The organism is Paraplanobispora takensis (assembly GCF_016863195.1).
In the GTDB taxonomy this organism is placed as follows: domain Bacteria; phylum Actinomycetota; class Actinomycetes; order Streptosporangiales; family Streptosporangiaceae; genus Planobispora; species Planobispora takensis.
In genome coordinates, this window is sequence record NZ_BOOK01000016.1 from 27,331 (window position 1) to 50,450 (window position 23,120).

Below are 23,120 nucleotides of genomic sequence, written 5' to 3' on the forward strand. Positions count from 1 at the left end.
TCATGACCGACGTCCAGCTCGCCAGGCAGGCCTGGCGCCGTCTGGAGCCCGTCCACGGGATGATCTACTTCGTTCCCGAGGCCACCGAGCGCTACGCCGCGCTGGGCCTCGACGTCCACGCGGGATACTTCGCCTCCCGCTCGGCGGCGTTCGGCACCGCCTCGCCGGAGCTGGTCATCGCGACCTTCTACAACTTCTGCCCCGCACTCGTACGGCGGGCGCTGCCGGCCGCCTGGGAGGTCGTGACCCCCGACAAGATCCTCCAGGCGCGCTACGACGCCGCCGGCGCGGCGCTGCGCCGGGGCGGGATCCACGAGGTGCCCGGCCTGGCCGAGACGGCCGCGCTGGCCCGCCGGGCGGCCGAGCGCGCCTGCGAACGCCCTCAGGGCCGCCCGCTGTTCGCGGCGCACGCCGCGCTGCCCTGGCCCGACGACCCGCTGCTGGAGCTGTGGCACGCCCAGACCCTGCTGCGCGAGTTCCGGGGCGACGGCCATATCGCGACCCTGCTCGCCGAGGGGGTCGGGCCGCTGGAGGCGCTGGTCCTGCACGGCGCGTCCGGGGGCGTGCCGACGGGCTTCCTGAAGTTCAGCCGGGCCTGGCCGGAGGAGGAGTGGGCGGCGGCCGAGGAGGCGCTGCGCGGGCGCGGACTGATGGCCGGTGACGAGCTCACCGAGCAGGGGCGGGTGCTGCGGCAGCGCATCGAGGACCGCACCGACGAGCTGTCCCTGCCCGCCTACGCCGCGCTCGAAGACGAGGAGCTCGCCCGCCTGGCCGAGCTGGCCCGGCCCTTCGGCCGCGCCGTGGTCGGCGCGGGCCTGCTGAACATCGGCGGCTGACCCCGCCCGGTTCGTCGGAGTCCGGCGCCCTCACGCGGGGCGCCGGGCCGGTCCTTCCCCCTCGGGCCGGTTCTTCTCCGCCGGACCGGCCCCTCCCCGTCGGGCCGGCCCTTCGCGGCCGGGTCAGTTCTTCGCGGTCGGGTCGGCGACCTGGCCGAGGAAGAGCGGGACCCGCGTCGGCAGGTGGACGATCGCGAAGGCGAACGGCCGGTCGGCGCGGACCTCGACCTCGGCGGGCGGCGGGGCCGAGACGGCGAAGGCCAGGCCGGTCACCGCGGCGGCCTCGGTGCCCCACTCGTCCACGGTCACGTTCGCCCGGTGGACCGCCTGCTGCAGGAAGAGCCCGTCGGCGATGCCGGAGTAACCGGTGCTCTTGAGCCCGAGGCCCGCCAGCGACTCGGCCAGGTCCAGCCCGGTGGAGAAGTCCCAGCGGGGCATGACGACCCGCACTCTGGTCTTCTTCAGCCCTTCGGCCGTCTGGGTGAGCGCCCCGGGGGCGAGCCGGTCGCCGGGGGAGCCGCCCGCCTCCGGCAGCAGGATCCACATGGCCAGCTCGCTCTCGGCGTAGGGCAGCTCGACGGCCTGCCAGCCCGGCCCGCTCGCGTAGCGGAACTCGTTCTCCTGCCGCATCAGGGCCGTGCGCACCACCGTGCCGTCGGCCCGGGTGAAGCTCCCGTCCTCCTGCGGCGGGTCGGTGAACGGCAGGGCCCAGTCGGCCTTGAGATAGAGGGCGTTGGCGATGACCAGCTTCGTGCGCGGGTCGAGCCGGTCGAACACCCGCTTGATCCGGCCCGCGGTCTGCTCATCGGCCCAGGCGTTGATCGCATCGGCGGCGTCCCCGGTGAAGTCCACCTGGCGCGCGCCCGTGCCGTACTTGGCGGCGAGCGTGCGCAGGAACTCCGGTTTGACCGCCAGCCCGTCCTGGACGAACAGGCCGCCCGCGAGGCCGACCACCGGCGGCTGCGGCCGGTCGTCCGGGTCCTGCGCGTCCCGCACCGCGTCCCGGTCGGGGACCGGCGGCGGCCCCTCGGTCGTGGTGATGACGCGGGAGAGCGTGTTGAACGCCGAGTGCGGTCCCTCGGACGGGAAGCCGAAGACCTCGTCCAGCTCGGCCCCGGTCGCCGGGTCCGCGCCGGCCCTGGCCATGCCGTACGCGTAGGCGATGCTCAGCGGGGACAGCACCGTGTTGGTCCCTGGCTCGGCGACCGCGCCGAACAGCCTGTGGCCGAAGGCGGCCAGGGCGGGCTGGAGGTTCCTGACCGGAGCCCCCGCCGGGGTCTCCCGCTCGACCCCCTCGGCGGTGATCACGCGGGGTCCGGATACGCCGCCGCACGCGGCGAGGGCGGCGACGGCCAGCAGGCCGAGAGCGAACGCGCGACGAGTCATGCCCTTCAAACGTCCGCCGGCGCCGTACGGTTCACCGGCCGCTCAGATCGCGTACCCGGCGAAGACGGGGAAGGGCAGCAGGGCCCGTACCAGCGTGCGCCGCATCGGCCGCCCGGGGAAGCGCTCCTGTACGGCCGCCGCCAGCGTCCGGGTGGAGACGAATCGGAAGTCGTAGATCCACAGCTCGGCACCCGGCTTCAGCACCCGGGCGAACTCGGCCACGGCCCGGTCCACCCGGTCCCAGTGGTGCATGCTCAGCGTCGAGACGACGAGGTCGAAGCCGCCGTCGGGGTGGGGCAGGTCGGCGACGTCGGCCACCTCCAGGGAGATCCGGTCCTGCAGGGAGGCCTCGCGCACGTGGCGGCGGCCGATCCCGATCATGTCCTCCGACAGGTCCACGCCGCTCAGCCGCAGGTCGGGGCGGATCCGGGCGAGCTGCAGGAGCAGGTGACCCGAGCCGGTCCCGGCGTCGAGGACCGCGCCGCCCCGCGGCACCGCCCCGGCGACGTCGCGGCAGATCCGGCGGAACAGGCCGCGGTTGAGCCGGGCGGCCCGCCGGTCGTACCGCTCGCCGCTGCGGCCTTCGAAGTAAGACATCCCGATCGTTTCCTCTCTCGGATTGACTCTCGGCCTCACTGTGCAAGTTAATGTCAACATGAAGTCAACCACCGGAGAGCGGCTCTCCATCGGGGAGCTGGCCGGCCGTCACGGCCTGGCCACGCACGTCCTGCGCCACTGGGAGGCGATGGGCCTGCTCAGCCCGGCCCGCCAGGCCGGCGGGCAGCGCCGCTACGGACCGGAGGACGAGGCCAGGGTCGCGCTGATCGTGCGGGCGAAGGAGGCCGGAGCCTCGCTGGAGCAGATCCGCCTGCTGGTGACCGCGGGCGACGGGGCGCGCAGGCGCGAGATCCTCATCGAGCACCTGGCCGTGCTGGCCCGGCGGATGGAACGGCTCCGCGCGTCGGCGGAGCTGATCGAGCACGTCCTGGAGTGCCCGGAGGAGGACTTCTTCACCTGCCCGCGGTTCCAGCGGTTGCTGGCCGGAGAGGGCGAGGGCTAACGCGCCTCGCGCCCGGCGGTCACGTAGGCCTCGATGCCGTCCAGCACCCGCTGCAGGCCGAACTCGAAGCCGTCGTCGCCGGCGGACGGGTCCGCGCCGCTCACGTCGGCGAACACGCCCGCGTCGGCGACGCGCCGGAGCGTCGTGAAGCGCGCGTCGTCCAGCAGGCGCGTCATGAACGGCTCCTGCGCCTGCCAGAACTGCTCGTCGCTGACGCCGGTCTGCTTCGCGGCCTGGCCGGCCTCCACGATGATGCGGGCGGTGCCGGTCACGTAGCCGTCGACGAGGGTGATCATCTTCATCATCTCGAACTCGTCCAGGCCGATGCCGTCGAGCACGCGCAGGGCGATCTCCAGGCCCTTGATCGAGCTGGGGCCCAGCACCGGCCGCGCCTGGGAGACCTGCAGGATCCACGGGTGGCGCAGGTGCAGCGCCCACGACCCCCGGGCGATCTCCTCCAGCCCGGCCCGCCAGCCCTTCCCCCGCAGGGCCTCGGCCTCCTGCTCGGGGGTCCTGCCCGGTTCGAGGCCCTCGCCGTACGCCGCGTCGAGCATGAGGTCGACGAGCTCGTTCTTGCCCGGCACGTAGCGGTAGAGCGACATGGTGCCGACGCCCAGCTCGGTGGCGATGCGGCGCATCGACAGCGCGGCCAGCCCCTCCGAGTCGGCGACCCGGATCGCGGCCTCGACGATCCGCTCCACGCTGAGGCCGGGCCTGGGGCCGCGCGTGGGTTTCTCCCTGCCGCCCCACATCACCTTGAGGCTGAACGTCAGGTCGCCGCCACCGCTGTATTCCGTCGACATATTGCGTTCATCATAAAACTGCGTAGTCTGTACGCATAACTTCGTACACCGTACCCAGTAAGGGGGTCACAGGTGACTCCGAACGGATCGGCGATCGTCGCCGAGGGACTTCGGAAGCAATACCGGCAGACCAGGGCACTGGACGGGTTCGACCTGACCGTCCGCGAGGGCGCGGTCTGCGGGCTGCTCGGCCCCAACGGGGCCGGCAAGACCACGGCGGTGCGGATCCTGTCCACGCTGCTGGAGTTCGACGGGGGCCGCGCCGAGGTCGCCGGGTTCGACGTCGTACGACAGGCGGCCGAGGTGCGATACCGGATCGGGGTGACCGGGCAGAGCCCGGCGGTCGACGAGATCCTCAGCGGCCGGCAGAACCTGGAGATGTTCGGGCGGCTCTACCACCTCGGCGGGACCGAGGCCCGCCGTCGCGCGGACGCGCTGCTGGAGCGGTTCGGGCTGGCCGACACCGGCGGGAAGTCGGTCAAGCACTACTCCGGCGGCATGCGCCGCAGGCTCGACCTGGCGGCCGGCCTGATCATGGCGCCGCAGGTGCTCTTCCTCGACGAGCCGACCACGGGCCTGGACCCGCGCGGCCGCATCGAGGTCTGGGAGGCGATCCGCTCGCTGGTCGAAGGGGGCACCACGGTGCTGCTGACCACCCAGTACCTGGAGGAGGTCGACCGGCTCGCCGACCAGGTCGCGGTGATCGAGAACGGCCGGGTCATCGCCGAAGGGCCGCCGGAGCGGCTCAAATCCATGATCGGAGGCGACCAGCTGGACGTGGTGGTCGCCGACGGCGGCGAGCTGGCCGCGGCCACCGCGATCGTCGCGCGCGTCTGCGGGGCCGAGCCCGACGTCGGGCACGACACCCGCAGGGTCAGCGCCCCGGTACGGCACCGCGTCGCCACGCTCACCGAGGCGGTCCGCGCCCTCGACGACGCCGGCGTCGCGGTGGAGGACATCGCCCTGCGGCGGCCGACCCTGGACGAGGTGTTCATGCGGCTGACCGGGCACCGGGCCGAACAGGAGGAGAGCGCATGACGTCGACCACCTCGTCCCGGACGACGGCCGCCGGGGGACCGCCCGGCGGCCCGCCGCCGGGGACGCTCCCGATCTCCCTGCCGGCGCGGGCCCGATGGGCGGTCTCCGACAGCTGGACCGTCACCCGCCGCTATCTGATCCACTGGGTGCGCGAGCCCTCCTACATCGTGTGGGGGCTGATGTACCCGATGGTCTCGGTGCTGCTGTTCGGCTACGTGTTCGGCAGCGCCATGGTCGTTCCGGGCGGCGGGGACTACCGGGAGTTCCTGCTGCCGGGCATGTTCGGCATGACCATGATGTTCGGCATCGGCAACACGATGATGGGCGTCACCACCGACGCCGCCAAGGGCATCGCCGACCGGTTCCGGGCGATGCCGATGGCCCGGTCGGGGGTGGTGGTCGGGCGGAGCGCGGCCGACATGCTCAACTCCGTCATGGACCTCGTCGTGCTGGTCGGCTGCGGCCTCGTCGTGGGCTGGCGGGCGCACGGGAGCCCGGCGGAGACGCTGGCCGGGATCGGCCTGCTGCTGTTGCTCAGGTTCGCGTTCATCTGGGTCGGCATATACATGGGGTTGATCGCCAAGAGCCCGGAGACGGCGGGCAACCTCTACGCGCTGCTGTTCCCGCTGACGATGATCTCCAACGCCTTCGTGGCGCCGGAGATGATGCCGGGCTGGCTGGGCACCGTCGCCGCGTGGAACCCGCTGTCCTCCACGGTGGCGGCGATCCGCGAGCTGTTCGGCAACCCCGGGCTGGGCGGCGACTCCTGGATCGCCCAGAACGCGATGCTCATGGCCGTGGTCTGGCCCCTGGTGATCGTCGCGGTGTTCCTGCCGCTCTCCGTGCGCCGCTACCGCCTGGCGCGGCGCTGACCGGACCGCCCGGTGCGGCGCTGACCGGCGGCGACTCCCGGCCCGCCCCGACTATCACGCCGATCGGCGGGTAGCTGGTGGCGGGCACGAGGAGAGGTGGAGTGCATGGGGATCAGGGGCAGGTTCGGGTCGCGGGCGGGGCGGCTGCGCGCCAAGGCCCGCCAGGTGTTCGGCTGGCGCGAGCTGCGGCCCGGGCAGCTGGAGGCCATGACCCACCTGATGAAGGGCGGGGACGCCCTGGTGGTCATGCCGACCGGGGCCGGGAAGTCGGCCGTCTACCAGGTTCCCGCCCTGCTGCTCGACGGTCCGACGGTGGTCGTCTCGCCGCTCATCGCCCTGCAGCGCGACCAGGTCGCGGGACTGGCGGAGGCCGACGCGGGCGGCGCGGTGGCGATCAACTCCGCGCAGTCCGGCGGGAAGGACCTGCTGGAGGGGGTGCGGACGGGCCGTACCGAGTTCGTGTTCCTGGCCCCCGAGCAGCTGACCAAGCCCGAGACGGTGGAGCGGCTGCGCGCCGCCCGCCCCTCGCTGATCGCCATCGACGAGGCGCACTGCGTGTCGGCCTGGGGCCACGACTTCCGCCCCGACTATCTGCGGCTCGGCCAGGTCATCGAACGGCTGGGCCACCCGCCGGTGGTGGCGCTGACCGCCACGGCGACCCCGGCGGTGCGCGAGGAGATCGTCGCCGCCCTGGGACTGCGGGACGTCCGGCAGGTCGTGCGCGGGTTCGACCGGCCCAACCTGGAGCTCGCGGTCCGCCGCTTCGTCTCCGACGACGACCTGCGGCGGGAGCTGGTGCGCGAGGCCGCCGGCCGGTCCGGGGTGGGCCTGGTCTACGTCGCCACCCGCCGGGCCACCGAGGAGTACGCCGCCGAGCTGCGCGAGGCGGGCCGCCGGGCGGAGCCGTACCACGCGGGGATGAAGGCGGCCGACCGCCACCGCGTCCACGAGATGTTCCGCGACGGCGGGCTGGACGTCGTCGTGGCGACCTCGGCGTTCGGCATGGGCATCGACAAGCCCGACGTGCGCTTCGTCCTGCACGCCGCGCCGCCGGAGTCGCCGGACTCCTACTACCAGGAGATCGGCCGGGCCGGCAGGGACGGGGACCCGGCCGCCGCGGTGCTGTTCTACCGGCCCGAGGACCTGGGACTGCGCCGCTTCTTCGCCGCGGGACGGGCCGACGAGGAGCTGACGCTGCGGATCGCGACGCTGGTCGGCGAGCACGGCGGCACCGTCCCCGTCCGGGAGCTGCGCGAGCTGCTCGACGTCAGCGCCACCCGCCTGACCCGCGCGGTCAACCTCCTGGAACGCGCGGGCGCCCTCGAGGTCACCGCCAAGGGCGACCTGCGCCGGCCCGCAGGCGGGCCCGGCCCCGAGCGCGCCGTCGAGCGGGCCGTGGAGCTGGACGAGACCCGCCGCCGCATCGACGAGTCGCGCATCGAGATGATGCGCGCCTACGCCGAGACCACCGGGTGCCGGCGCCGCTTCCTGCTGGAGTACTTCGGCGAGCCGTACGAGCGGCTCTGCGGCACCTGCGACACCTGCCGGGCGGGCGAGGCCGAGGCGCCCGAGAGCGCGGGCCCCTTCGAGATGCACGCCCGGGTACGGCACAGCGCCTGGGGGCCGGGGACGGTGATGAGCCGGGAGTTCGACCGCGTCACGGTGCTGTTCGACGAGGTCGGCTACAAGACGCTCCTGCTGGAGGCCGTCGAGCGCGAGAACCTGCTGGTGGCCGGCTGAGCCCGCGCCGCCGTACGGCAGCCGCGGGGCCGTCTCGCCGTACGGCGCGCCGCGGGGCCGGCTCGCGGCACGGCGGCTGCGGGAACGGTCCGGCGGGCCGGGTGCCGGCCCGGGTCAGGGCTCGCGCTCCACACCGGCGGCCCGGTCCGGGCCGCCGGGATCACGCTCCCCGTTGAGGGCGTGCACCACCCACTCCAGCGAGCCGGTGCGCAGCACCTCCTCCGCCAGGCGCTTGGCGGTCTCCGTGGTCAGCTGGGCCAGGGAGCTGTCGATCCACGGCTGGACGTTGCGGTTGCCCTGCTCGCGGTACTCGACGGCCTGGATCAGGCACTCCAGCTTGTCGGCGTCGCGGGCGCAGACGGCCTCGCGGCTGGCCTTGGCCTCGTACTCCCGCACCGCGCCGCCCACCATGTCCGCCACCACCGCGGGCAGGCCGTGCGTCTGGTCGGCGGTGACCCGCTCGTTCGGCGCCGCCGTCAGATACCGCTTGCCGAGGTAGGGGATGTCGGTGATGCGCGTCTCCTGGGTGTCGTGGAACAGGCTCATGAACGCCGCGCGCTCCGGGTCACCGCCCTCCAGGGCGGCGATCACGCTCGCGATGATCGCCGTCCGGAACGAGTGGTCGGCGACGCTCTCCGGATCGCGCACCCCGGCGACCAGCCAGCCGGTGCGCCGATAGCGTTTGAGCAGGCCCATCTCGTAGAGCAGTCCGGCCAGGCCCGTCAGTTCCTCCGCCACGGAAAGTCCCCCTTCCCTTCTGGATCGTCCCTAGAGCGTAGATAACGCTTCCCCGCGGACGGGGCTTGAGCTTCCAGCCGGTGGAAGGCCCACACTCGGCTGTATGAGCGACGGCTTCATGGACGACGGCTGCACGGACGACGGCTTCATGGACGACGGCGGCTCGGAGACGTTCACCATCGGGGCGCTCTCCGCGCGCACCGGGATGCCGGTGCGCACCATCCGCTACTGGTCCGACATCGGCGCGCTGCCCCCGGCGGGCCGCAGCGAGGGCGGCTACCGCCTCTACGACGCCGGGTCCGCCGCCCGGCTCGAACTGATCCGCACGCTGCGGGAGCTGGGGCTCGGCCTGCGGGACGTGCGCCGGGTGCTGGAGCGCGAGGCCACGGTCGCGGCCGTCGCGGCCGTCCACATCAAGGCGCTGGACGCGCAGATGCGCACGCTGCGGCTACGGCGCGCGGTGCTCGGCACCGTGGTCAGGCGGCAGTCCGGCACGGAGGAGATGAAACTGTTGAACGATCTGGCACGCCTGTCGGCCGAGGAGCGCAGGCGGATCATCGAGGAGTTCGCGGCCGAGGTCTTCGGCGGCGTGGACGTCGATCCGGACATCGGCGCGCGGATGCGGCACACGGCCGTGGACCTGCCCGACGATCCCACCCCCGAGCAGGTGGAGGCGTGGGTGGAGCTGGCCGGGCTGGTCCGGGACCCGGATTTCCGGCGGCGGATGCGCGAGATGGTGGAGCACAACGCCCGGGGGCGCACAGGGGAGGGGCCGCAGCGGGAGTCCGGCGCATCCATGTGGTTCGCCAAGAAGGTCGTCTGGCTGGTGGGGGAGGCGCGGGAGCGCGGCGTGGCCCCGGACTCGCCCGAGGCCGCCGACGTCCTCGACCGGCTCCTGGGCGACATGGACGAGGCGGGGCGGGCCGGGGTCCTGCGGCGCCTGGAGGCGGGCATGTACTCCGAGGCCGAGCGCTACCGCCGGCTGGTGGCCGTCCTGCGGGGCCGGCCTCCCAAGCCGTTCCACGGCGAGGACTTCGCCTGGCTGGCGGCCGCCCTGCGCGCCGCCGGATGAGGGCCTCCGGCCGCGGAGCCCGGGTTCCGGGCGCCGTGCTTCAGGTGGAGCGGTTTTTCAGGTGGAGCGGTTTTTCAGGTGGAGCGGTGCTTCAGATGGAACGGTGCTTCAGATGGAACGGTGCTTCAGGCGGAGGGGCGGAAGGCCCGGCGGTAGGCCGACGGGGAGGTGCGCATCGCCCTGCCGAAGTGGTGGCGGAAGGTCGCCGGGCTGTCGAAGCCGACCGCGGCGGCGATCTCCTCGACCGGGGCGGCGGTGGACTCCAGCAGGGTGAGGCTGGCCGCGATCCGCTGGGAGACGACCCAGCGCAGCGGGCTGGTGCCGGTCTGCCGGCCGAAGTGGCGGATGAAGGTGCGCTGCGACATGCGGGCCGCCCCGGCCAGGTCGGCGACCGTCAGGGGCTCGGAGAGGTGCTCCAGGGCCCAGGCCATCGCGGCGGCCACCGCGTCGTCGTCCTCCACCGGCGCGACGGCCGCCTCGACGAACTGCGCCTGGCCGCCGTCCCGGTGCGGGGGGATGACCAGCCGGCGCGCGACCGTGTTGGCCACGCCCGGCCCGTGGTCCCTGCGCACGAGGTGGACCAGCAGGTCCAGCCCGGCCGCGCTGCCCGCGCTGGTCAGCACGTCGCCGTCGTCCACGTAGAGCACGTCGGGGTTCACCCGCACGCGCGGGAACCTGCGCTGGAGCAGCTCGGCGTAGCGCCAGTGGGTCGTCGCCTCCCGCCCGTCCAGCAGCCCCGCTGCGGCCAGCGCGAAGGCGCCCGAGCAGATCGACACGACCCTCGCGCCCCGCTCCCGCGCGGCCCGCAACGCGGCCGTCACCCCGGGGGAGACCTCGCCCCGCACGTCCGGGACGCCGGGGACGATCACCGTGTCCGCCGCGGCCAGCGTCTCGAGCCCGTGCCGGGCCCGCATGGTGAAGCCGCCCACGACCCGCAGGTCGGCGGGGGTCTCGGCGCAGACCGTGAGGTCGTACCAGGGCACGTCCAGCTCGGGCCGGGGGATGCCGAAGATCTCCACCACGCATCCCAGCTCGAAGGGGGCCATGCCGTCGAAGGCCAGTACGGAGACCGCGTGACGTGGGCGGAGCGGCGTGGGCGGGGGGAGCAGCATGGCGAAATCTTAGCGATAAGCGGCATTCGCGCCACTGGTGCCGGTCGGCCCGGTGCCAGCAGCATTTCCCTGTCGCCCTTCCCGCCGGGCACGGCGACCGACCCGACTGCCCCGATTGACTCGACCGAAAGGCCGGATGATGTCCGCCGCTTCCGTTCCCGCACCCGCCACCTCCGCGCAGGCCGTGCCCGCCACCTCCGCGCAGGCCGTGCCCGCCGCCCCTCCGCAGGCCGTGCCCGCCGCCCCTCCGCAGGCCGCGCCCCGCTCCGCCGTCACTGCCGTCCCGGCGGCCGGAAACGCCGCCGCGCTGGCCCACTTCGCCGCCCGCCTGGCGTTCGAGACCGACGTGTCCGACGTCGCCGCCGCGCTGGCCGCCGGGGCCGGCGACGTCATCGTGATCGACTCCCGCAGCCGGGAGAGCTGGGAGCAGGGCCGCATCGAGGGCGCCGTGCACCTGCCCACCGCCGAGATCGCCGCCCGCGCGGCCGAGACGGTCCCCGCCGGGGTGACCGTGGTGACCTACTGCTGGGGCCCCGGCTGCAACGGCGCCACCCGGGCCGCCCTGGAGTTCGCCCGGCTCGGCTACCCGGTCAAGGAGATGCTGGGCGGCTTCGAGTACTGGGCCCGCGAGGGCTTCCCGGTGGAGACCGCCGACGGTGTCTCCCGCCGACCGGCCGACCCTCTGACCGCCCCGGTCTCCGGCATCGCCTGCGCCTGCTGACCCGGCCGTCCCCGCGGCGCGAGACCGTCGATCTTCAGTTCCGATTCCCCGGGACAATCCGGGATTCTGAAGGAAGGATGGCCCCATGAACGAGATGTTGTCGCGTGCGGCCGCTCGCACGGTGAACGTGGTCCGCGGGATCCGGGAGGACCAGTACGGCCTGCCGACCCCCTGCGCCGAGTACGACGTCCGGACCCTGCTCGGCCACCTGTCCTGGGTGGCGCTGATGTTCGAGGCGCTGGCCGACAAGGAGCCCATGCCGCCGGAGGACAACGAGCCCGGCGCCCTCGAGAGCAGGGTCGAGGGGATGGTCGCGGGCTGGTCGAAGCAGGAGGCGTTCGAGGGCGAGAGCCCCGGGATGGGACTGCCGATGACCGTGGTCTTCCAGATGGGCCTGGGCGACCTGGTCTTCCACGGCTGGGACCTGGCCAGGGCCACCGGGCAGGACTACGAGGTGGACAAGGAGACCGGCGAGGCGATGTTCGTCTACGCCGAGCAGATGGCCCCGATGGCCAGGCAGAACGGGGTGTTCGGCGACGAGGTCGCCGTGCCGCAGGACGCCCCGCCCTTCGAGCGCGCCCTCGGGCTGACCGGCCGGGACCCCGGCTGGAAGCCCTGATCACGCGCCGAACACGGTTCGCACTCGCTTGGGTCAAGCACTCGGCCCGTACGCGGGATTCGCCGTCGTAGGAGTGACACGGATCCTACGGAGGCGATATGAGATCACGTCCGTTCGTCATCGCTTGTGCCGTCCTCGCCCTGCTGTCCGCCGCCGCCTGCGGAGCGGCGTCGGACGGCATGGGCGGCCAATCCGTCGGCATGCCCTCGACGGACGCCGCCCGGTCCGCGCCGCCCAAGGCGTCGGCCGGGGGGAACGACTCCGCCGCCGTGCGGGAGAGCCCCCGCGAGGAGAGCACCCGCGAGGAGAGCGAGAAGCCGGAAACCGGTGCCGAGCAGATCTCCACCTTCGCCCTCGACGTGGACACCGCCTCCTACGGTTACGCCCGGCGGACCATCCGGGAGGGCCGGCTGCCCGAGCCCGCCCAGGTCCGGCCCGAGGAGTTCGTCAACTCCTTCCGGCAGGACTACCCGGAGCCGGGTGACAACGGCTTCGCCGTACACGTCGACGGCGCCAGGACGCCCGAGGACGGCACCGCGCTGGTCCGGGTCGGCCTGCAGACCCGCGGGGCCGACCCGGAGGCGCGGCGCCCGGCGAACCTGACCTTCGTGGTGGACGTGTCCGGCTCGATGGGCGAGCCCGGACGGCTCGACCTGGTCAAGGAGGCCCTGCACAAGCTCGTCGACCAGCTCGGCCCGGGGGACCAGATCTCGATCGTGGCCTTCAGCGACCAGGCCGAGACGGTGGTCGCCATGACCCCGGCGACCGACAGGGACACGCTGCACTCGGCCGTCGCCGGCCTCGCCGTACGGGACTCCACGAACGTGGAGGCGGGCCTGACCAGCGGTTACACCGAGGCCTCCCGGACCTTCCGGCCCATGGCCACCAACCGGGTCATCCTGCTGTCGGACGGCCTGGCCAACACCGGCGACACGAGCTGGCAGGGCATCCTGGACCGGGTGAAGGAGTACGCCGGCAAGGAGATCACCCTGCTGTGCGTGGGCGTCGGCCGCGAGTACGGCGACGAGCTGATGGAGCAGCTCGCCGACAACGGCGACGGCGCCGCCGTCTACGTCAGCTCGGTCGACGACGCGCGCAAGGTCTTCGTCGAGCAACTCGCCACCACCCTCGACCTGCGGGCCCGCGACGCCAAGGCGCAGGTCGTCTTCAACCCCTCGGTGGTGGAGTCCTATCGTCTCGTCGGCTACGAGAACCGCGAGCTGGCGACCGAGGACTTCCGCGACGACACCAAGGACGGCGGCGAGATCGGCCCCGGCCACTCGGTGACGGCCCTGTACCGCGTACGGCTGCGCGAGGGCGCCTCGGGCCGGCTCGGCACGGCGACCGTACGCTGGCAGGACCCCGACACCCGCCGCCCCGCCGAGGCCGGCCGCTCCCTGGACGCGGCGGACCTGTCACCCTCCCTGTGGGAGTCGGCCTCGCCGAGATTTCAGGTCGACGTGGTGGCGGCGGCCTTCGCCGAGCACCTGCGCACCCGCGAGTCGCTGGCCGGAGTGGCGACCGCCGACCTGGCCGGCCACGCCACCCGCCTGGCCGGGACCACCGAGGACCCGATGGTGACCGAGCTGGCCGACCTGATCGGCAGGGCCGCGACGCTCGGCTGAGACCGGGTACGGCGGGCGCGGCGGGTGACGGGCCCGCCCGCGGGGGCGCGTCCGCTGCCCTGGGCCTCGCGGTTACGGGGTCCGGAGCGTTGTCCTATACACTGGCGGGGTGCCGCAGGGGTGAACGCCTCGGCGGACACCCAGGGGCTATGGCGCAGCTGGTAGCGCGCCTCCATGGCATGGAGGAGGTCTGGGGTTCGAATCCCCATAGCTCCACCCGAACGGTGTTGCTCGGACACCGCCCGTCGAAGGCGGTGTCCGAGCAACGTCGCGCTCCCCGATCGGCACCGGCTCGTGCCGTCTCATGGGTCGATCTTCTAGCCCCGGTTCCAGGTCCACTTCTGGTTGTTACCGCCCCAGCAGGAGTAGAGCTGGAGCTGGGCGCCGTTGCCGGTGCCGGCGGCGTCCAGGCACAACCCCGACTGCACGCCGACGATGGAGCCGTCGGAGTTGACGCGCCACTTCTGGTTGTCGCCACCCCAGCAGGAGTAGATCTGCACCTTGGTGCCGTTGCCGGTGCCGGCGGCGTCCAGGCACTTGCTGCCGTAGACGCGGATCTCCTGTGCGGAGGTGTAGGACCACTGCTGGTTGGAGTTGGAGTGGCAGTCCCACAGCTGGAGCTGGGTGCCGTCGGTCGTCGTGGCGTTCGGCACGTCCACACATCGCCCGGACGCCGCACCCCGGATCTGTCCCGCGCCGCCGGGGTTCTGCGTGGGTGTCACGGTCGGTGTGGGCGAGGGGTTCGGGTTCGCGTTGTTGAGCGCGTTCAGGACGGAGTTGTACGCGGCCTTCTTGTTGCCGTTGCCGTCGAAGAGCAGCGCGCTGGCGCCGGCGCCGAGCCAGGAGTCGCTGTCGCGAACCCCCCAGACCGTGATGCCGGTACAGCGCGGCACGGCCAGGCAGTCGTTGACGACGTTGGCGTAGGTGGTGGCCGAGCCGCCCTGGATGTCCAGCTCGGTGATCTGCACGTCGACACCCAGGGCCGCGAAGCTCTGGATGGTCGTGCGGTAGTTGCTGTTGTAGGGACTGTTGCCGTTGAAGTGCGACTGCAGGCCGACGCAGTCGATCGGCACGCCGCGCTGCTTGAAGTCGCGGACCATGTTGTAGACGCCCTGCGTCTTGGCCCAGCTCCAGTTGTCGATGTTGTAGTCGTTGTAGCACAACTTGGCGGACGGGTCGGCGGCCCGCGCGGTGCGGAAGGCCACCTCGATCCAGTCGTTGCCGGTCCGCTGGAGATTGGAGTCGCGCCGGCCGCCGGAGTTGCCGTCGGCGTAGGCCTCGTTGACGACGTCCCAGGCATAGATCTTGCCTCTGTAGTGCCCCACCACGCCGTTGATGTGGTCGATCATCGCCTGACGGAGGCTGCCGCCGGAGAGCGACTGCATCCACCCCGGCTGCTGGGAGTGCCAGGCGAGCGTGTGCCCGCGTACCCGCTTGCCGTTCTGCACCGCCCAGTTGTAGACCCGGTCGCCGGCGCTGAAGTTGAACTGCCCCCGGTTGGGTTCCGTGGCGTCGATCTTCATCTCGTTCTCGGCGGTGATCATGTCGAACTCGCGGTTCGCGATCGTCGTGTACGTCTGGTCGCCCAGCCTGCCGGAGGCGATGGCCGTACCGAAGTACCGGCCGCTCTGCTGGGCGGCGGCGGCCAGCGTGTTCGCCGCCGCGTCCGCGGGGACCGTCACCGTCAGTGCCGCGCCTACGACACCCACGACGCCTACGACGCCCGCGACCCTGCGCAGGACGCCGGAGCGTTCGTACGCGGACGAAGGTAAAGCCTTCATGCCCATGTCTGACTCCACGGTGAAATCACGGAAAGAGGGATGTGCGGGAACCCGGCAGACGACGCCGCACCCCGGATCGAAGGCGCACACCACGATGGCGTCATGACCGGCGGCCGTCGCCGATCACCACATCAGACGGGGCCGACCGCTTCGGAGATCAGTGTGGAAACACGACCGAAACATGTCAAGAGCCGATCGAAATTTTCGGAACGAACTGGCCCGTGACGAAGCTCGAAGATTGTCGGCATTGGGATGCGAGAGATCGGACGGGGAAGTGGTTGGCAAAAATCTGCCGATATCGGTTATGAAAGTTTCATGAGATGAACGCAAGTTGCGGATGCGGAGAACCGGCTGCACAGGCGGGCGATGCCTACCCGGCTCGGTCGCGCCCGAGACTTCTCCCCCTTGACGGCAGCCGGGCCCGGTGGGTTTACTCGCCGCCATCACCACCGAAGACGCCGGATTGTCGAAGGGGGTCCGCACCGCGAAATGTTAGCGCTAACATCAGCGCCCGCCCACGGGATGCGCAAGGTCGAGAAACCTGGGTGACGCCACCCGCCCAGGTCACTCCGCGTCTGCCGCTCTCGTGACTCCGTCACCCGCACCAACACCGATCGGATCGTGAGCCACGCGATCGGGCGTGGCGTGAACGTCCGCGGTCATGCCCTGCCGGGCGCAGGCCCCGTCCGGCGCGACTCGACGCTTTGAACCGGAGCCCATCGTGAAACCCAGATCCCTGGCCGTCATCGCGACGGTGACCGCCTTACTGGCGAGCCTGTTCGTCGCCATGCAGATCCAGCCCGCCAACGCGGCCACCATCGACACCAACGCCTGGTACGTCCTGGTCAACCGCAACAGCGGCAAGGCCCTGGACGTCTACAACCTCTCGACCGCCGACGGCGCCCGCATCACCCAGTGGACCCGCAACGACGGCAACCAGCAGCAGTGGCAGTTCGTCGACTCCGGCAACGGCTACTACCGCATCAAGTCCCGCCACTCCGGAAAGGTGCTGGACGTCTACAACTGGTCGACCGCCAACGGCGGATCGATCGTGCAATGGGCCGACCTCAACGGCACCAACCAGCAGTGGCGGCCGGCCGACAGCTCAGACGGCCACGTGAGGTTCATCTCGCGTCACAGCAACAAGGCCCTGGAAGTGCAGGGCGCCTCCACCGCCGACGGCGCCGGCGTCGTCCAGTACGACGACTGGGGCGGCGCCAACCAGCAGTGGCGGCTCGTCAAGGTGGACGGCGGCGACCCCGGTACGTGCGCTCTTCCGTCGACGTACCGCTGGACGTCGACGGGCCCGCTGGCGCAGCCGAAGTCGGGGTGGGTCTCGCTCAAGGACTTCACCGTCGCCCCCTACAACGGCAGGCATCTCGTCTATGCGACGACGCACGACACGGGGACGAGATGGGGTTCGATGAACTTCGGCCTGTTCACCAACTGGTCGGAGATGGCCTCGGCCGGTCAGAACACGATGTCCTCATCCGCCGTCGCGCCCACCCTTTTCTACTTCGCCCCGAGAAACATCTGGGTGCTCGCCTACCAGTGGGGCAGGACCGCCTTCTCCTATCGGACGTCGAGCGATCCCGCCAACCCCAACGGCTGGTCATCCGAACAGACGCTCTTCTCCGGAAGCATCTCCGGCTCCGGAACGGGCCCCATCGACCAGACGCTCATCGGTGACGGCACGAACATGTACCTGTTCTTCGCCGGCGACAACGGCAAGATCTACCGGGCCGGTATGCCGATCGGGAACTTCCCGGGAAGTTTCGGCACGACATCGACGGTGGTCATGAGCGACACGACGAACAACCTGTTCGAAGCCGTGCAGGTCTACAAGCTCCAGGGCCAGAACCGCTACCTCATGATCGTCGAGGCGATCGGCTCGCAGGGCCGCTACTTCCGCTCGTTCACGGCCACCAGCCTGAACGGTTCGTGGACGCCGCAGGCCGCGACCGAGGGCAACCCCTTCGCCGGCAAGGCCAACAGCGGCGCCACCTGGACCAACGACATCAGCCACGGCGAGCTGGTCCGCGCCAACGCCGATCAGACCATGACCGTCGACCCCTGCAACCTGCAGCTGCTCTACCAGGGACGCAGCCCTGGCTCCGGCGGCGACTACGGCCTCCTGCCCTACCGGCCAGGCCTGCTGACACTGCAGCGCTGACGGCGTGACGCGGATCCGCCCGGATGTTCCCGGCGAAGGCGTACACCGAATCGGGTGAGCGCCATCGCGGCACGGGATCAGGTCCGGGCGGATCCGGAGGGCGGGCCCGGCGCGAGGCCGGACCCGCCCGGGTCACGGGGAAACGTCAGCGCCCGTACGGCGACGGGGTGCGGGATCGGGCGGCCCTCCTCGGCCGTTCACCGATCGGACACGGGGGCGACGCGTTCCGCAGGCGCGTCACGAACGCTGTCGGTGATGTCCCACAGCTGCGCCCTGCCGTCCGAGCCGCCGGTGGCCAGCAGGTGCCCGTGGGGATGGAAGGCCACCGATCTGACGGGGCCGTCGTGGCCGCACAGGGGAGCCCCGACGGGACGGCCGGTGTCGACGTGCCACAACCGTGCCGTGCCGTCCGCGCCGCCGGTGGCCAGCAGGTGCCCGTCGGGGTGGAAGGCCACCGATCTGACGGAACCGTCGTGGGCGTGCAGGGGAGTTCCGGCCGGGCGGCCGGTGTCGACGTGCCACAACCGTGCCGTGCCGTACGGGTCGCCGGTGGCCAGCAGGTGCCCGTCGGGGTGGAAGGCCATCGACCAGGGCGAATCGGTGACGATGGTGCGGCTCCGGCCGGTGGCCGGGTCCCACAGCCGCACGGTGTCGTCCTCGCCGGCGGTCGCCAGCAGGTAGCCGCCGGGGTGGAAGGCCGCCGCGCAGATCTCCCCCGTATGGCCGGTGAACAGGGCGATGAGCCTGTTGGTGGCGACCTCCCACAGCCGCACTCCGTAGTCCCAGCCGCCGGTGGCCAGCAGGTGCCCGTGGGGATGGAAGGCCACCGCGTAAACGCTGCCGATGTGACCGGACAGGGGGATGCCGACCGGGTGGCCGGTGCCGGCGGCCCACAGCCGCGCCGTGCCGTCCGCGCCGCCGGTGGCCAGCAGATGTCCTTCGGGGTGGAAGGCCACCGACCAGATGGCGTCGGTGTGGCCCGACAGGGCGATCCCGGCCGGGGCGGCGGTGCCGGCGTCCCACAGCCGCGCCGTGCCGTCCGCGCCGCCGGTGGCCAGAAGACTCCCGTCCGGGTGGAAGGCGATCGCGGAGACCGACCGCGGAAGGTGATCGACGGAGCGGGCGGGACGCTGTACCGAGTCTTCCGGGGCGGCTTTCAACGCCAGGTGGAAGGCGGCGAGCCTCTCCTCGATCTCCTTGATCGTCTCGGTTTCGACGCCCTTGATCGCCAGTATGTGCCGCCTTCTGCGGAAGGCCAGCTCACCGAAGGTGTTGATGCCCGCGCGTTTGAGACAGTTGTATGCGCGGACTGTGAGGTTGAGCTCTTCGATCGGCAGAGCCAGATCATTCATCGAGTACGGCTGGCACAGCGACTCTTCGGGTACTTCCCATGACTGGCGGAGCATCATCCCGGGCCTTCCTCTGGATCGTGCTCTCTCGTCCGCCGCGGATGGTCTGCCACCCGAGGGCTCCTTCGTGCGGCAGTGCGCCGACGATTCGCCCAGTGTGCTCAAACCGGCTTGTGCCGTCCTTGGAAACGGCTGGTGAGATCACCTCGATCGGACAGGATCCGGGGAATCACCGGCTTGATGGTTCAACGTGTCCTGCGATAGCGGATCATCGGGCCCAGCAGGCCGGGCACCGTCGCGAACGGGGTCATGCCGAGCCGCTCGACGACCGCGATCGACGTGACGTTGCCCTCGTCGACCTCCGCCAGCACCTCGGACAGTCCGAGAGGACCGAGGGCGTGTTCCACCACCGCGCCGGCGGCCTCGGTGGCGTATCCCCTGCCCCACACGGCCGGCGCCAGGCTGTAGACGACCTCGAGCCCGAGCCGCTCCAGCGGCCGCAGCCCGGCCGTGCCGACCACGTCGGGTCTCTCCTTCTGCCGGATCAGCCACAGCCCGTGACCGGCTGCGGCGAAATCCCGCGTGCTGTCCTCGATGACCCTGGTGATCTCCGCGGAGGACAGGACCGCCCCGTCGAAGAGGAAGCGCCGCACCTCCTCGCCGTTCCAGTGGGCCGCCAGTTCGGCTCGGTCGTGCACGGTCGCCGGACGCAGGACCAGGCGTTCCGTCGTCAGGACGTGATTCATGACCGCCAAGCTACCGATCGCATCATCGAAACCGCCTCCGAGTTTTTGCGCCCCGGGTCTCCTGAGGCGCAGCCCGGGTGGGCGACGCCCGGCCTGTCACGGACGCGCTCCACGGGTGGGTTCACCGATCGATACGCGCCGCCGTACCCACTCTCAGCCTCAGGACTCAGTCGTCCAGGGGTTCGGCGCGGGGGTGCGGGGTGAGAGCCGTGCCAGGCCGGCGGCGTTCAGGGCTCTGCCCCAGAGCGTGAGGACGACGAGCCACTGCGCCCACATCACCGCGCTCATCTGGCCGGAGAGCAGGTTCTGCGCACTGGCGAACGGGGTGAGCCAGGCCTGGGCGGGGCTCAAGGCGTCCACGCGGCCCAGCGCGTACCACAGGCCCAGCGGCAGCGCGATGGTGGCCAGGCACGCGATCACGGGACGTCGCAGCAGCAGGCCCAGGCCGGTGCCGACCAGCTGGGCGAGGACCTGCACCAGCACGCCGCCCGCTGCGACGGCCACGGCGTGATCCCACGCGGCGGGGGCCGTGGAGGAGGCGAGCGCGAGGGCGGCGGCGCAGGCCAGGAATCCGAAGGCACCGATGACCGCGGCCAGCAGGACCGCTCCCAGCAGGGTGGGGGCGATCCGGGCCGTACGGGGTGCCCGCCGCAGGTCGTGGGCGAGCAGGACGCCGGAGAACGGCACCATGACGGACAGCAGGAGCTGCACCGCCTGCGCGAGCGTGGCGAGCGTCCGCTCGGCGGACGGCAGCCCGGCGGCCACCGCCGCGGCGGCGGTCAGGCCCAGCAGGAGGGTGATCGCGAGCAGCCACCGCCGGGACCGTGTGCCGACGGCGCGCCGGATCACGCCCGAGATCTCCTCGCCCAAGCCGATGGGCACTTCGCCGATGTCTGAGGTGTGCTGCCGCATGCTCGGCCTCCAGTCCGTCTTCCCTTTCATGATCTCTCATCCGGCCGGGGAAGTCATGAGCAGATCTCTGCGGGCGAACCGCCCCGGGGCCGGGTGATCTCTCAACTGGATCGTCTCCCTGCCGATGGGGCCGACGGGAACCGGCGGGAGACGGACCGGCGGCGGGATGGGCGTGCGGACGCCCGGATTCGGCAGGGGGCGTAGTGATGGACGAGCGGACGGCGGCCGAGGACCGGTTGCCGGTGCTCCCGCTCTCGTACGGCCCGCTGTACGCCCTGGAGGTGCGGGTCCACGAGCTGGCCAACGCCGGCCGGGCCCACGAGGCGCTGACGGCCGCGGACGAGTCCGAGCCGCTGGCCCGCGCGTTCGGCGACGACAGGACCGTCGGCTTCCTGATCCAGGGCCGGATCTACTCCTACCTCTACCTCGGGTACTACGCGGAGGCGTTCGCCGCCGGGCAGGAGCTGCTGGAACACCACCGGGCGGCCGGCAACATCCTGGGGGAGGCGAAGACCCTCGCGATCCTGGCCGAGGCGTGCTTCCAGGCGGATCGGATCGCCGAGGGCGTGCAGTACCTGGCCCGCTCCAGCCTGCTGCTGGACGACACCACCCGGCGCAACGACCGCTACATCTCGGCGCTCGGCTCCTACAGCGACGCCGCGGCGCGGGCGGGCCTGTACGAGATCGCGGGCTCGGCCCTCGAACGGGAGAGGGAGTACGTCGCGGCCCGCGGGGAGGCGGTGGGCGGCTATATGCAGGAGCGCTATCTGGACCTGCTGGTGTGCTGGGGGATGCGGCTGCGCCAGCTCGGCCACGAGACCGAGGCCGTCGGCCGGTTGCGCCGCGCCGCCGCGCTCGCCGCCGGATGGCTGGAGGCCGAGCGGCGGGAGGCCGGGGCCGATTCGCGCCGGGCGCTGGAGCTGGCCGCCTACCGCGCGCTCGCGCTGGCCGGTCTGGGAGAGACCGGGGAGCCGGTCGCGCTGGCCGCGCCCGTCGTCGTCCCGCTGCGCGACCAGGACCTGAGGGAGCCCGCCTGGGCCGCCCATCTGGCGTCCGGGATCGCCCTGGGCGCCCGCGGCGAGCCGGCCGCCGCCCGCCGGGAGCTGCTGGCCGCCCGGCAGCTCTGCCTCGACGGGTGGACCGAGAAGCGGTTGATCGTCCAGCACGAGCTGTCCGCGCTCGCCGCCCGGAACCTCGGCGCCGAGGACCGCCGGGACATGCTCGACACGATCCTGGATCAGGCGCGCCTGCTGTGGCGGCAGCGCCTGCAACGCCTCGCGATGCTGCGGCAGGCCCGCCGGCGTGAGGAACTGGAGGCCGCCCACGCCCGGGCCGAGGCGGCGTCGCTGCACGACCCGCTCACCGGGCTCGGCAACCGACGGCGGTTCGACCAGCTCATGGCCGCCCTCGACACCGGGGCGCCGTCCGCCCCGGCGAGCCTGCTGATCATCGACGTCGACATGTTCAAGAGGATCAACGACACCCATTCCCACGCCGCCGGTGACCAGGTGCTGCGCGAGATCGGCGGCATCCTGCGCGGCCACTGCCGGGCCCAGGACGTCCCGGTCCGCTACGCCGGGGACGAGTTCGCCGTCTTCCTCCGAGCCGACCTGACCGCCGCGGTCGAGATCGCCGAGCGGATCCGCGCGGCCGTGGCGGCGACCGGCTTCGACCACGTCACGCCCGGCACCGTGATCAGCATCAGCACCGGAGCCGCCCAGCTGGAGCCGCACATGAGCGCCGCCGACCTGTTCCACGCCGCGGACGCCAACCTGTACCAGGCCAAACGGGGCGGTCGTAACCGCGTCGCCGCCTGACCGCCTGACCATATGGCCTTCTGGCCGGCGGGGGCGGCGACGCGGGGTCTGACGGGGGCGGAGCGTCAGTTGGCGCAGTCCTGGTTCTTGAGGGCCAGCGCCACCTGGTAGATCTCGCCGTGGGACAGCAGGAAGCGGTACGTGGCCTTCGGGTTGCCCGGAACGGTGACGGTGGCGTATCCGCTGTTGCTCTGCTTCAGCCTGGGATAGGCCTTGATCATCTGTCCGGCGGTGGAGCCGATCTTGATCCCCTGCGGGGTCCTGACGCCCTTGGGCGCGTAGATGATGGCCACGCCGCGCCTGTCGGAGATGAGCATGCCCACGTTGTCGCGGCCGGCCGGGTACGCCTTCAGGTCCCAGCCGGTGCACGGGCTGTAGCCGGACCTGCGCACGATCTTCTTCGTCGCCCTGGCCTGCTTGGCGCTCATCCCGAGCCGCACCCCGCCGAACCCGAACGGCCCCAGCGTGGCGGGCTTGCCGACGGTGGCCTCGCTGACGGCGGCGGACGCCGTGGACCCGGCGGCCGTCGCGGGCGCGGCACCGCCCAGCAGCCCTCCTCCCACCAGCGCCGCCACCAGTGCCGTACGGCCCGGCCGTCGGGTATTGGTACGTTCCATTTCGATCTCCTCCGTCATGGTCGTCGGTCGTACGATCATCTGACGGAAGATCCACCGTGAAGGTTCACGACTCCGCCGACGCATCCACCTCTGCCCGGCGTGA

General features: G+C 72.0%; 21 protein-coding genes, 1 tRNA gene and 1 pseudogene. 12 read left to right on the plus strand and 11 right to left on the minus strand.

Annotated elements, in window-relative coordinates:
• The first annotated feature begins 2 nt into the window (after positions 1 to 2).
• Entirely contained in the window at positions 3 to 836 is an 834-nt protein-coding gene (locus Pta02_RS11765) for an SCO6745 family protein (protein WP_203874801.1), read from the plus strand.
• A 123-nt stretch (positions 837 to 959) separates the two neighbouring features.
• Here Pta02_RS11765 and Pta02_RS11770 read toward each other — a convergent pair whose 3' ends face one another.
• On the minus strand, positions 960 to 2,222 hold the full coding sequence (locus Pta02_RS11770) for a serpin family protein (protein ID WP_203874802.1): 1,263 nt from the start codon (positions 2,220 to 2,222) through the stop codon (positions 960 to 962).
• A 42-nt stretch (positions 2,223 to 2,264) separates the two neighbouring features.
• A complete protein-coding gene (locus Pta02_RS11775) occupies positions 2,265 to 2,819 on the minus strand; it encodes a class I SAM-dependent methyltransferase (protein WP_203874803.1) in 555 nt (184 codons plus the stop codon).
• 58 nt (positions 2,820 to 2,877) lie between these two features.
• Between Pta02_RS11775 and Pta02_RS11780 the strand changes: the two genes are divergently transcribed.
• Positions 2,878 to 3,282, plus strand: coding sequence for a MerR family transcriptional regulator (locus Pta02_RS11780; protein ID WP_203874804.1), 405 nt, complete (start codon positions 2,878 to 2,880; stop codon positions 3,280 to 3,282).
• On the opposite strand, the gene Pta02_RS11785 is transcribed toward Pta02_RS11780, so the two are convergent.
• Complete coding sequence (locus Pta02_RS11785) at positions 3,279 to 4,085, minus strand: TetR/AcrR family transcriptional regulator (RefSeq protein ID WP_203874805.1); 807 nt, start codon at positions 4,083 to 4,085, stop codon at positions 3,279 to 3,281. The two genes, Pta02_RS11780 and Pta02_RS11785, sit on opposite strands and share 4 nt — an antisense overlap.
• Before the next feature lie 72 nt (positions 4,086 to 4,157).
• Between Pta02_RS11785 and Pta02_RS11790 the strand changes: the two genes are divergently transcribed.
• The 3 genes from Pta02_RS11790 to Pta02_RS11800 all read left to right on the plus strand — a co-directional run bounded on the left by Pta02_RS11790 (position 4,158) and on the right by Pta02_RS11800 (position 7,735).
• Positions 4,158 to 5,123, plus strand: a complete 966-nt coding sequence (locus Pta02_RS11790) for an ATP-binding cassette domain-containing protein (RefSeq protein ID WP_203874806.1) — start codon at positions 4,158 to 4,160, stop codon at positions 5,121 to 5,123.
• Positions 5,120 to 5,995, plus strand: a complete 876-nt coding sequence (locus tag Pta02_RS11795; protein WP_203874807.1) for an ABC transporter permease — start codon at positions 5,120 to 5,122, stop codon at positions 5,993 to 5,995. Before Pta02_RS11790 ends, Pta02_RS11795 begins: the two co-directional genes overlap by 4 nt.
• A gap of 105 nt (positions 5,996 to 6,100) precedes the next feature.
• Positions 6,101 to 7,735, plus strand: coding sequence for a RecQ family ATP-dependent DNA helicase (locus Pta02_RS11800; protein WP_203874808.1), 1,635 nt, complete (start codon positions 6,101 to 6,103; stop codon positions 7,733 to 7,735).
• A gap of 114 nt (positions 7,736 to 7,849) precedes the next feature.
• Here the strand turns inward: Pta02_RS11800 and Pta02_RS11805 are convergent, their stop codons facing one another.
• Positions 7,850 to 8,473 (minus strand): HD domain-containing protein, encoded by a 624-nt coding sequence (locus tag Pta02_RS11805; protein WP_239130296.1) that lies wholly within the window; start codon positions 8,471 to 8,473, stop codon positions 7,850 to 7,852.
• A 103-nt stretch (positions 8,474 to 8,576) separates the two neighbouring features.
• Here Pta02_RS11805 and Pta02_RS11810 point away from each other — a divergent pair, with 103 nt between their 5' ends.
• Positions 8,577 to 9,545: a helix-turn-helix domain-containing protein gene (locus Pta02_RS11810; RefSeq protein WP_239130299.1), complete on the plus strand. Its 969-nt coding sequence runs from the start codon at positions 8,577 to 8,579 to the stop codon at positions 9,543 to 9,545.
• A gap of 125 nt (positions 9,546 to 9,670) precedes the next feature.
• On the opposite strand, the gene Pta02_RS11815 is transcribed toward Pta02_RS11810, so the two are convergent.
• Entirely contained in the window at positions 9,671 to 10,657 is a 987-nt protein-coding gene (locus Pta02_RS11815) for a helix-turn-helix domain-containing protein (protein ID WP_203874809.1), read from the minus strand.
• Positions 10,658 to 10,796: 139 nt separating this feature from the next.
• On the opposite strand from Pta02_RS11815, the gene Pta02_RS11820 reads away from it, so the two are divergent.
• The 4 genes from Pta02_RS11820 (at position 10,797) to Pta02_RS11835 (ending at position 13,838) form a co-directional block, all read left to right on the plus strand.
• Positions 10,797 to 11,378, plus strand: a complete 582-nt coding sequence (locus Pta02_RS11820) for a rhodanese-like domain-containing protein (RefSeq protein WP_203874810.1) — start codon at positions 10,797 to 10,799, stop codon at positions 11,376 to 11,378.
• A gap of 85 nt (positions 11,379 to 11,463) precedes the next feature.
• Positions 11,464 to 11,997, plus strand: coding sequence for a TIGR03086 family metal-binding protein (locus Pta02_RS11825; RefSeq protein WP_203874811.1), 534 nt, complete (start codon positions 11,464 to 11,466; stop codon positions 11,995 to 11,997).
• A gap of 98 nt (positions 11,998 to 12,095) precedes the next feature.
• Entirely contained in the window at positions 12,096 to 13,622 is a 1,527-nt protein-coding gene (locus Pta02_RS11830) for a vWA domain-containing protein (protein WP_203874812.1), read from the plus strand.
• Positions 13,623 to 13,765: 143 nt separating this feature from the next.
• Positions 13,766 to 13,838 (plus strand) — tRNA-Ala (locus Pta02_RS11835).
• A gap of 101 nt (positions 13,839 to 13,939) precedes the next feature.
• On the opposite strand, the gene Pta02_RS11840 is transcribed toward Pta02_RS11835, so the two are convergent.
• Positions 13,940 to 15,403: an endo-1,4-beta-xylanase gene (locus Pta02_RS11840; protein WP_239130302.1), complete on the minus strand. Its 1,464-nt coding sequence runs from the start codon at positions 15,401 to 15,403 to the stop codon at positions 13,940 to 13,942.
• A gap of 787 nt (positions 15,404 to 16,190) precedes the next feature.
• On the opposite strand from Pta02_RS11840, the gene Pta02_RS11845 reads away from it, so the two are divergent.
• Positions 16,191 to 17,576 (plus strand): non-reducing end alpha-L-arabinofuranosidase family hydrolase, encoded by a 1,386-nt coding sequence (locus tag Pta02_RS11845; protein WP_203875015.1) that lies wholly within the window; start codon positions 16,191 to 16,193, stop codon positions 17,574 to 17,576.
• Positions 17,577 to 17,773: 197 nt separating this feature from the next.
• On the opposite strand, the gene Pta02_RS11850 is transcribed toward Pta02_RS11845, so the two are convergent.
• From Pta02_RS11850 to Pta02_RS11860, 4 genes and pseudogenes are all read right to left on the minus strand, one after another.
• Positions 17,774 to 18,736: a WD40 repeat domain-containing protein gene (locus tag Pta02_RS11850; RefSeq protein ID WP_373872367.1), complete on the minus strand. Its 963-nt coding sequence runs from the start codon at positions 18,734 to 18,736 to the stop codon at positions 17,774 to 17,776.
• Positions 18,737 to 18,811: 75 nt separating this feature from the next.
• Positions 18,812 to 18,922, minus strand: a pseudogene (locus Pta02_RS42300) (DNA-directed RNA polymerase subunit alpha C-terminal domain-containing protein); the annotation flags it as partial.
• Positions 18,923 to 19,170: 248 nt separating this feature from the next.
• Positions 19,171 to 19,671 carry a GNAT family N-acetyltransferase gene (locus Pta02_RS11855; RefSeq protein ID WP_203874815.1) on the minus strand — a complete coding sequence of 167 codons (501 nt, stop codon included), beginning with the start codon at positions 19,669 to 19,671 and terminating at the stop codon, positions 19,171 to 19,173.
• A 159-nt stretch (positions 19,672 to 19,830) separates the two neighbouring features.
• The gene (locus Pta02_RS11860) at positions 19,831 to 20,613 is read right to left on the minus strand and encodes a hypothetical protein (RefSeq protein WP_203874816.1); all 783 of its coding nucleotides are present in this window, start codon (positions 20,611 to 20,613) and stop codon (positions 19,831 to 19,833) included.
• A 176-nt stretch (positions 20,614 to 20,789) separates the two neighbouring features.
• Here Pta02_RS11860 and Pta02_RS11865 point away from each other — a divergent pair, with 176 nt between their 5' ends.
• On the plus strand, positions 20,790 to 22,400 hold the full coding sequence (locus Pta02_RS11865; protein ID WP_203874817.1) for a GGDEF domain-containing protein: 1,611 nt from the start codon (positions 20,790 to 20,792) through the stop codon (positions 22,398 to 22,400).
• A gap of 65 nt (positions 22,401 to 22,465) precedes the next feature.
• Here Pta02_RS11865 and Pta02_RS11870 read toward each other — a convergent pair whose 3' ends face one another.
• Positions 22,466 to 23,017, minus strand: a complete 552-nt coding sequence (locus tag Pta02_RS11870; protein WP_203874818.1) for a hypothetical protein — start codon at positions 23,015 to 23,017, stop codon at positions 22,466 to 22,468.
• Positions 23,018 to 23,120 lie beyond the last annotated feature (103 nt).

Bases quoted from the DNA above. Each gene is read 5' to 3' on its own strand.
- Pta02_RS11765 (WP_203874801.1), top strand. From the start codon at position 3: ATGACCGACGTCCAGCTCGCCAGGCAGGCCTGGCGCCGTCTGGAGCCC.
- Pta02_RS11770 (WP_203874802.1), bottom strand. From the start codon at position 2,222: ATGACTCGTCGCGCGTTCGCTCTCGGCCTGCTGGCCGTCGCCGCCCTC.
- Pta02_RS11775 (WP_203874803.1), bottom strand. From the start codon at position 2,819: ATGTCTTACTTCGAAGGCCGCAGCGGCGAGCGGTACGACCGGCGGGCC.
- Pta02_RS11780 (WP_203874804.1), top strand. From the start codon at position 2,878: ATGAAGTCAACCACCGGAGAGCGGCTCTCCATCGGGGAGCTGGCCGGC.
- Pta02_RS11785 (WP_203874805.1), bottom strand. From the start codon at position 4,085: ATGTCGACGGAATACAGCGGTGGCGGCGACCTGACGTTCAGCCTCAAG.
- Pta02_RS11795 (WP_203874807.1), top strand. From the start codon at position 5,120: ATGACGTCGACCACCTCGTCCCGGACGACGGCCGCCGGGGGACCGCCC.
- Pta02_RS11800 (WP_203874808.1), top strand. From the start codon at position 6,101: ATGGGGATCAGGGGCAGGTTCGGGTCGCGGGCGGGGCGGCTGCGCGCC.
- Pta02_RS11810 (WP_239130299.1), top strand. From the start codon at position 8,577: ATGAGCGACGGCTTCATGGACGACGGCTGCACGGACGACGGCTTCATG.
- Pta02_RS11815 (WP_203874809.1), bottom strand. From the start codon at position 10,657: ATGCTGCTCCCCCCGCCCACGCCGCTCCGCCCACGTCACGCGGTCTCC.
- Pta02_RS11820 (WP_203874810.1), top strand. From the start codon at position 10,797: ATGTCCGCCGCTTCCGTTCCCGCACCCGCCACCTCCGCGCAGGCCGTG.
- Pta02_RS11825 (WP_203874811.1), top strand. From the start codon at position 11,464: ATGAACGAGATGTTGTCGCGTGCGGCCGCTCGCACGGTGAACGTGGTC.
- Pta02_RS11830 (WP_203874812.1), top strand. From the start codon at position 12,096: ATGAGATCACGTCCGTTCGTCATCGCTTGTGCCGTCCTCGCCCTGCTG.
- Pta02_RS11840 (WP_239130302.1), bottom strand. From the start codon at position 15,403: ATGAAGGCTTTACCTTCGTCCGCGTACGAACGCTCCGGCGTCCTGCGC.
- Pta02_RS11845 (WP_203875015.1), top strand. From the start codon at position 16,191: ATGCAGATCCAGCCCGCCAACGCGGCCACCATCGACACCAACGCCTGG.
- Pta02_RS11855 (WP_203874815.1), bottom strand. From the start codon at position 19,671: ATGAATCACGTCCTGACGACGGAACGCCTGGTCCTGCGTCCGGCGACC.
- Pta02_RS11860 (WP_203874816.1), bottom strand. From the start codon at position 20,613: ATGAAAGGGAAGACGGACTGGAGGCCGAGCATGCGGCAGCACACCTCA.
- Pta02_RS11865 (WP_203874817.1), top strand. From the start codon at position 20,790: ATGGACGAGCGGACGGCGGCCGAGGACCGGTTGCCGGTGCTCCCGCTC.
- Pta02_RS11870 (WP_203874818.1), bottom strand. From the start codon at position 23,017: ATGGAACGTACCAATACCCGACGGCCGGGCCGTACGGCACTGGTGGCG.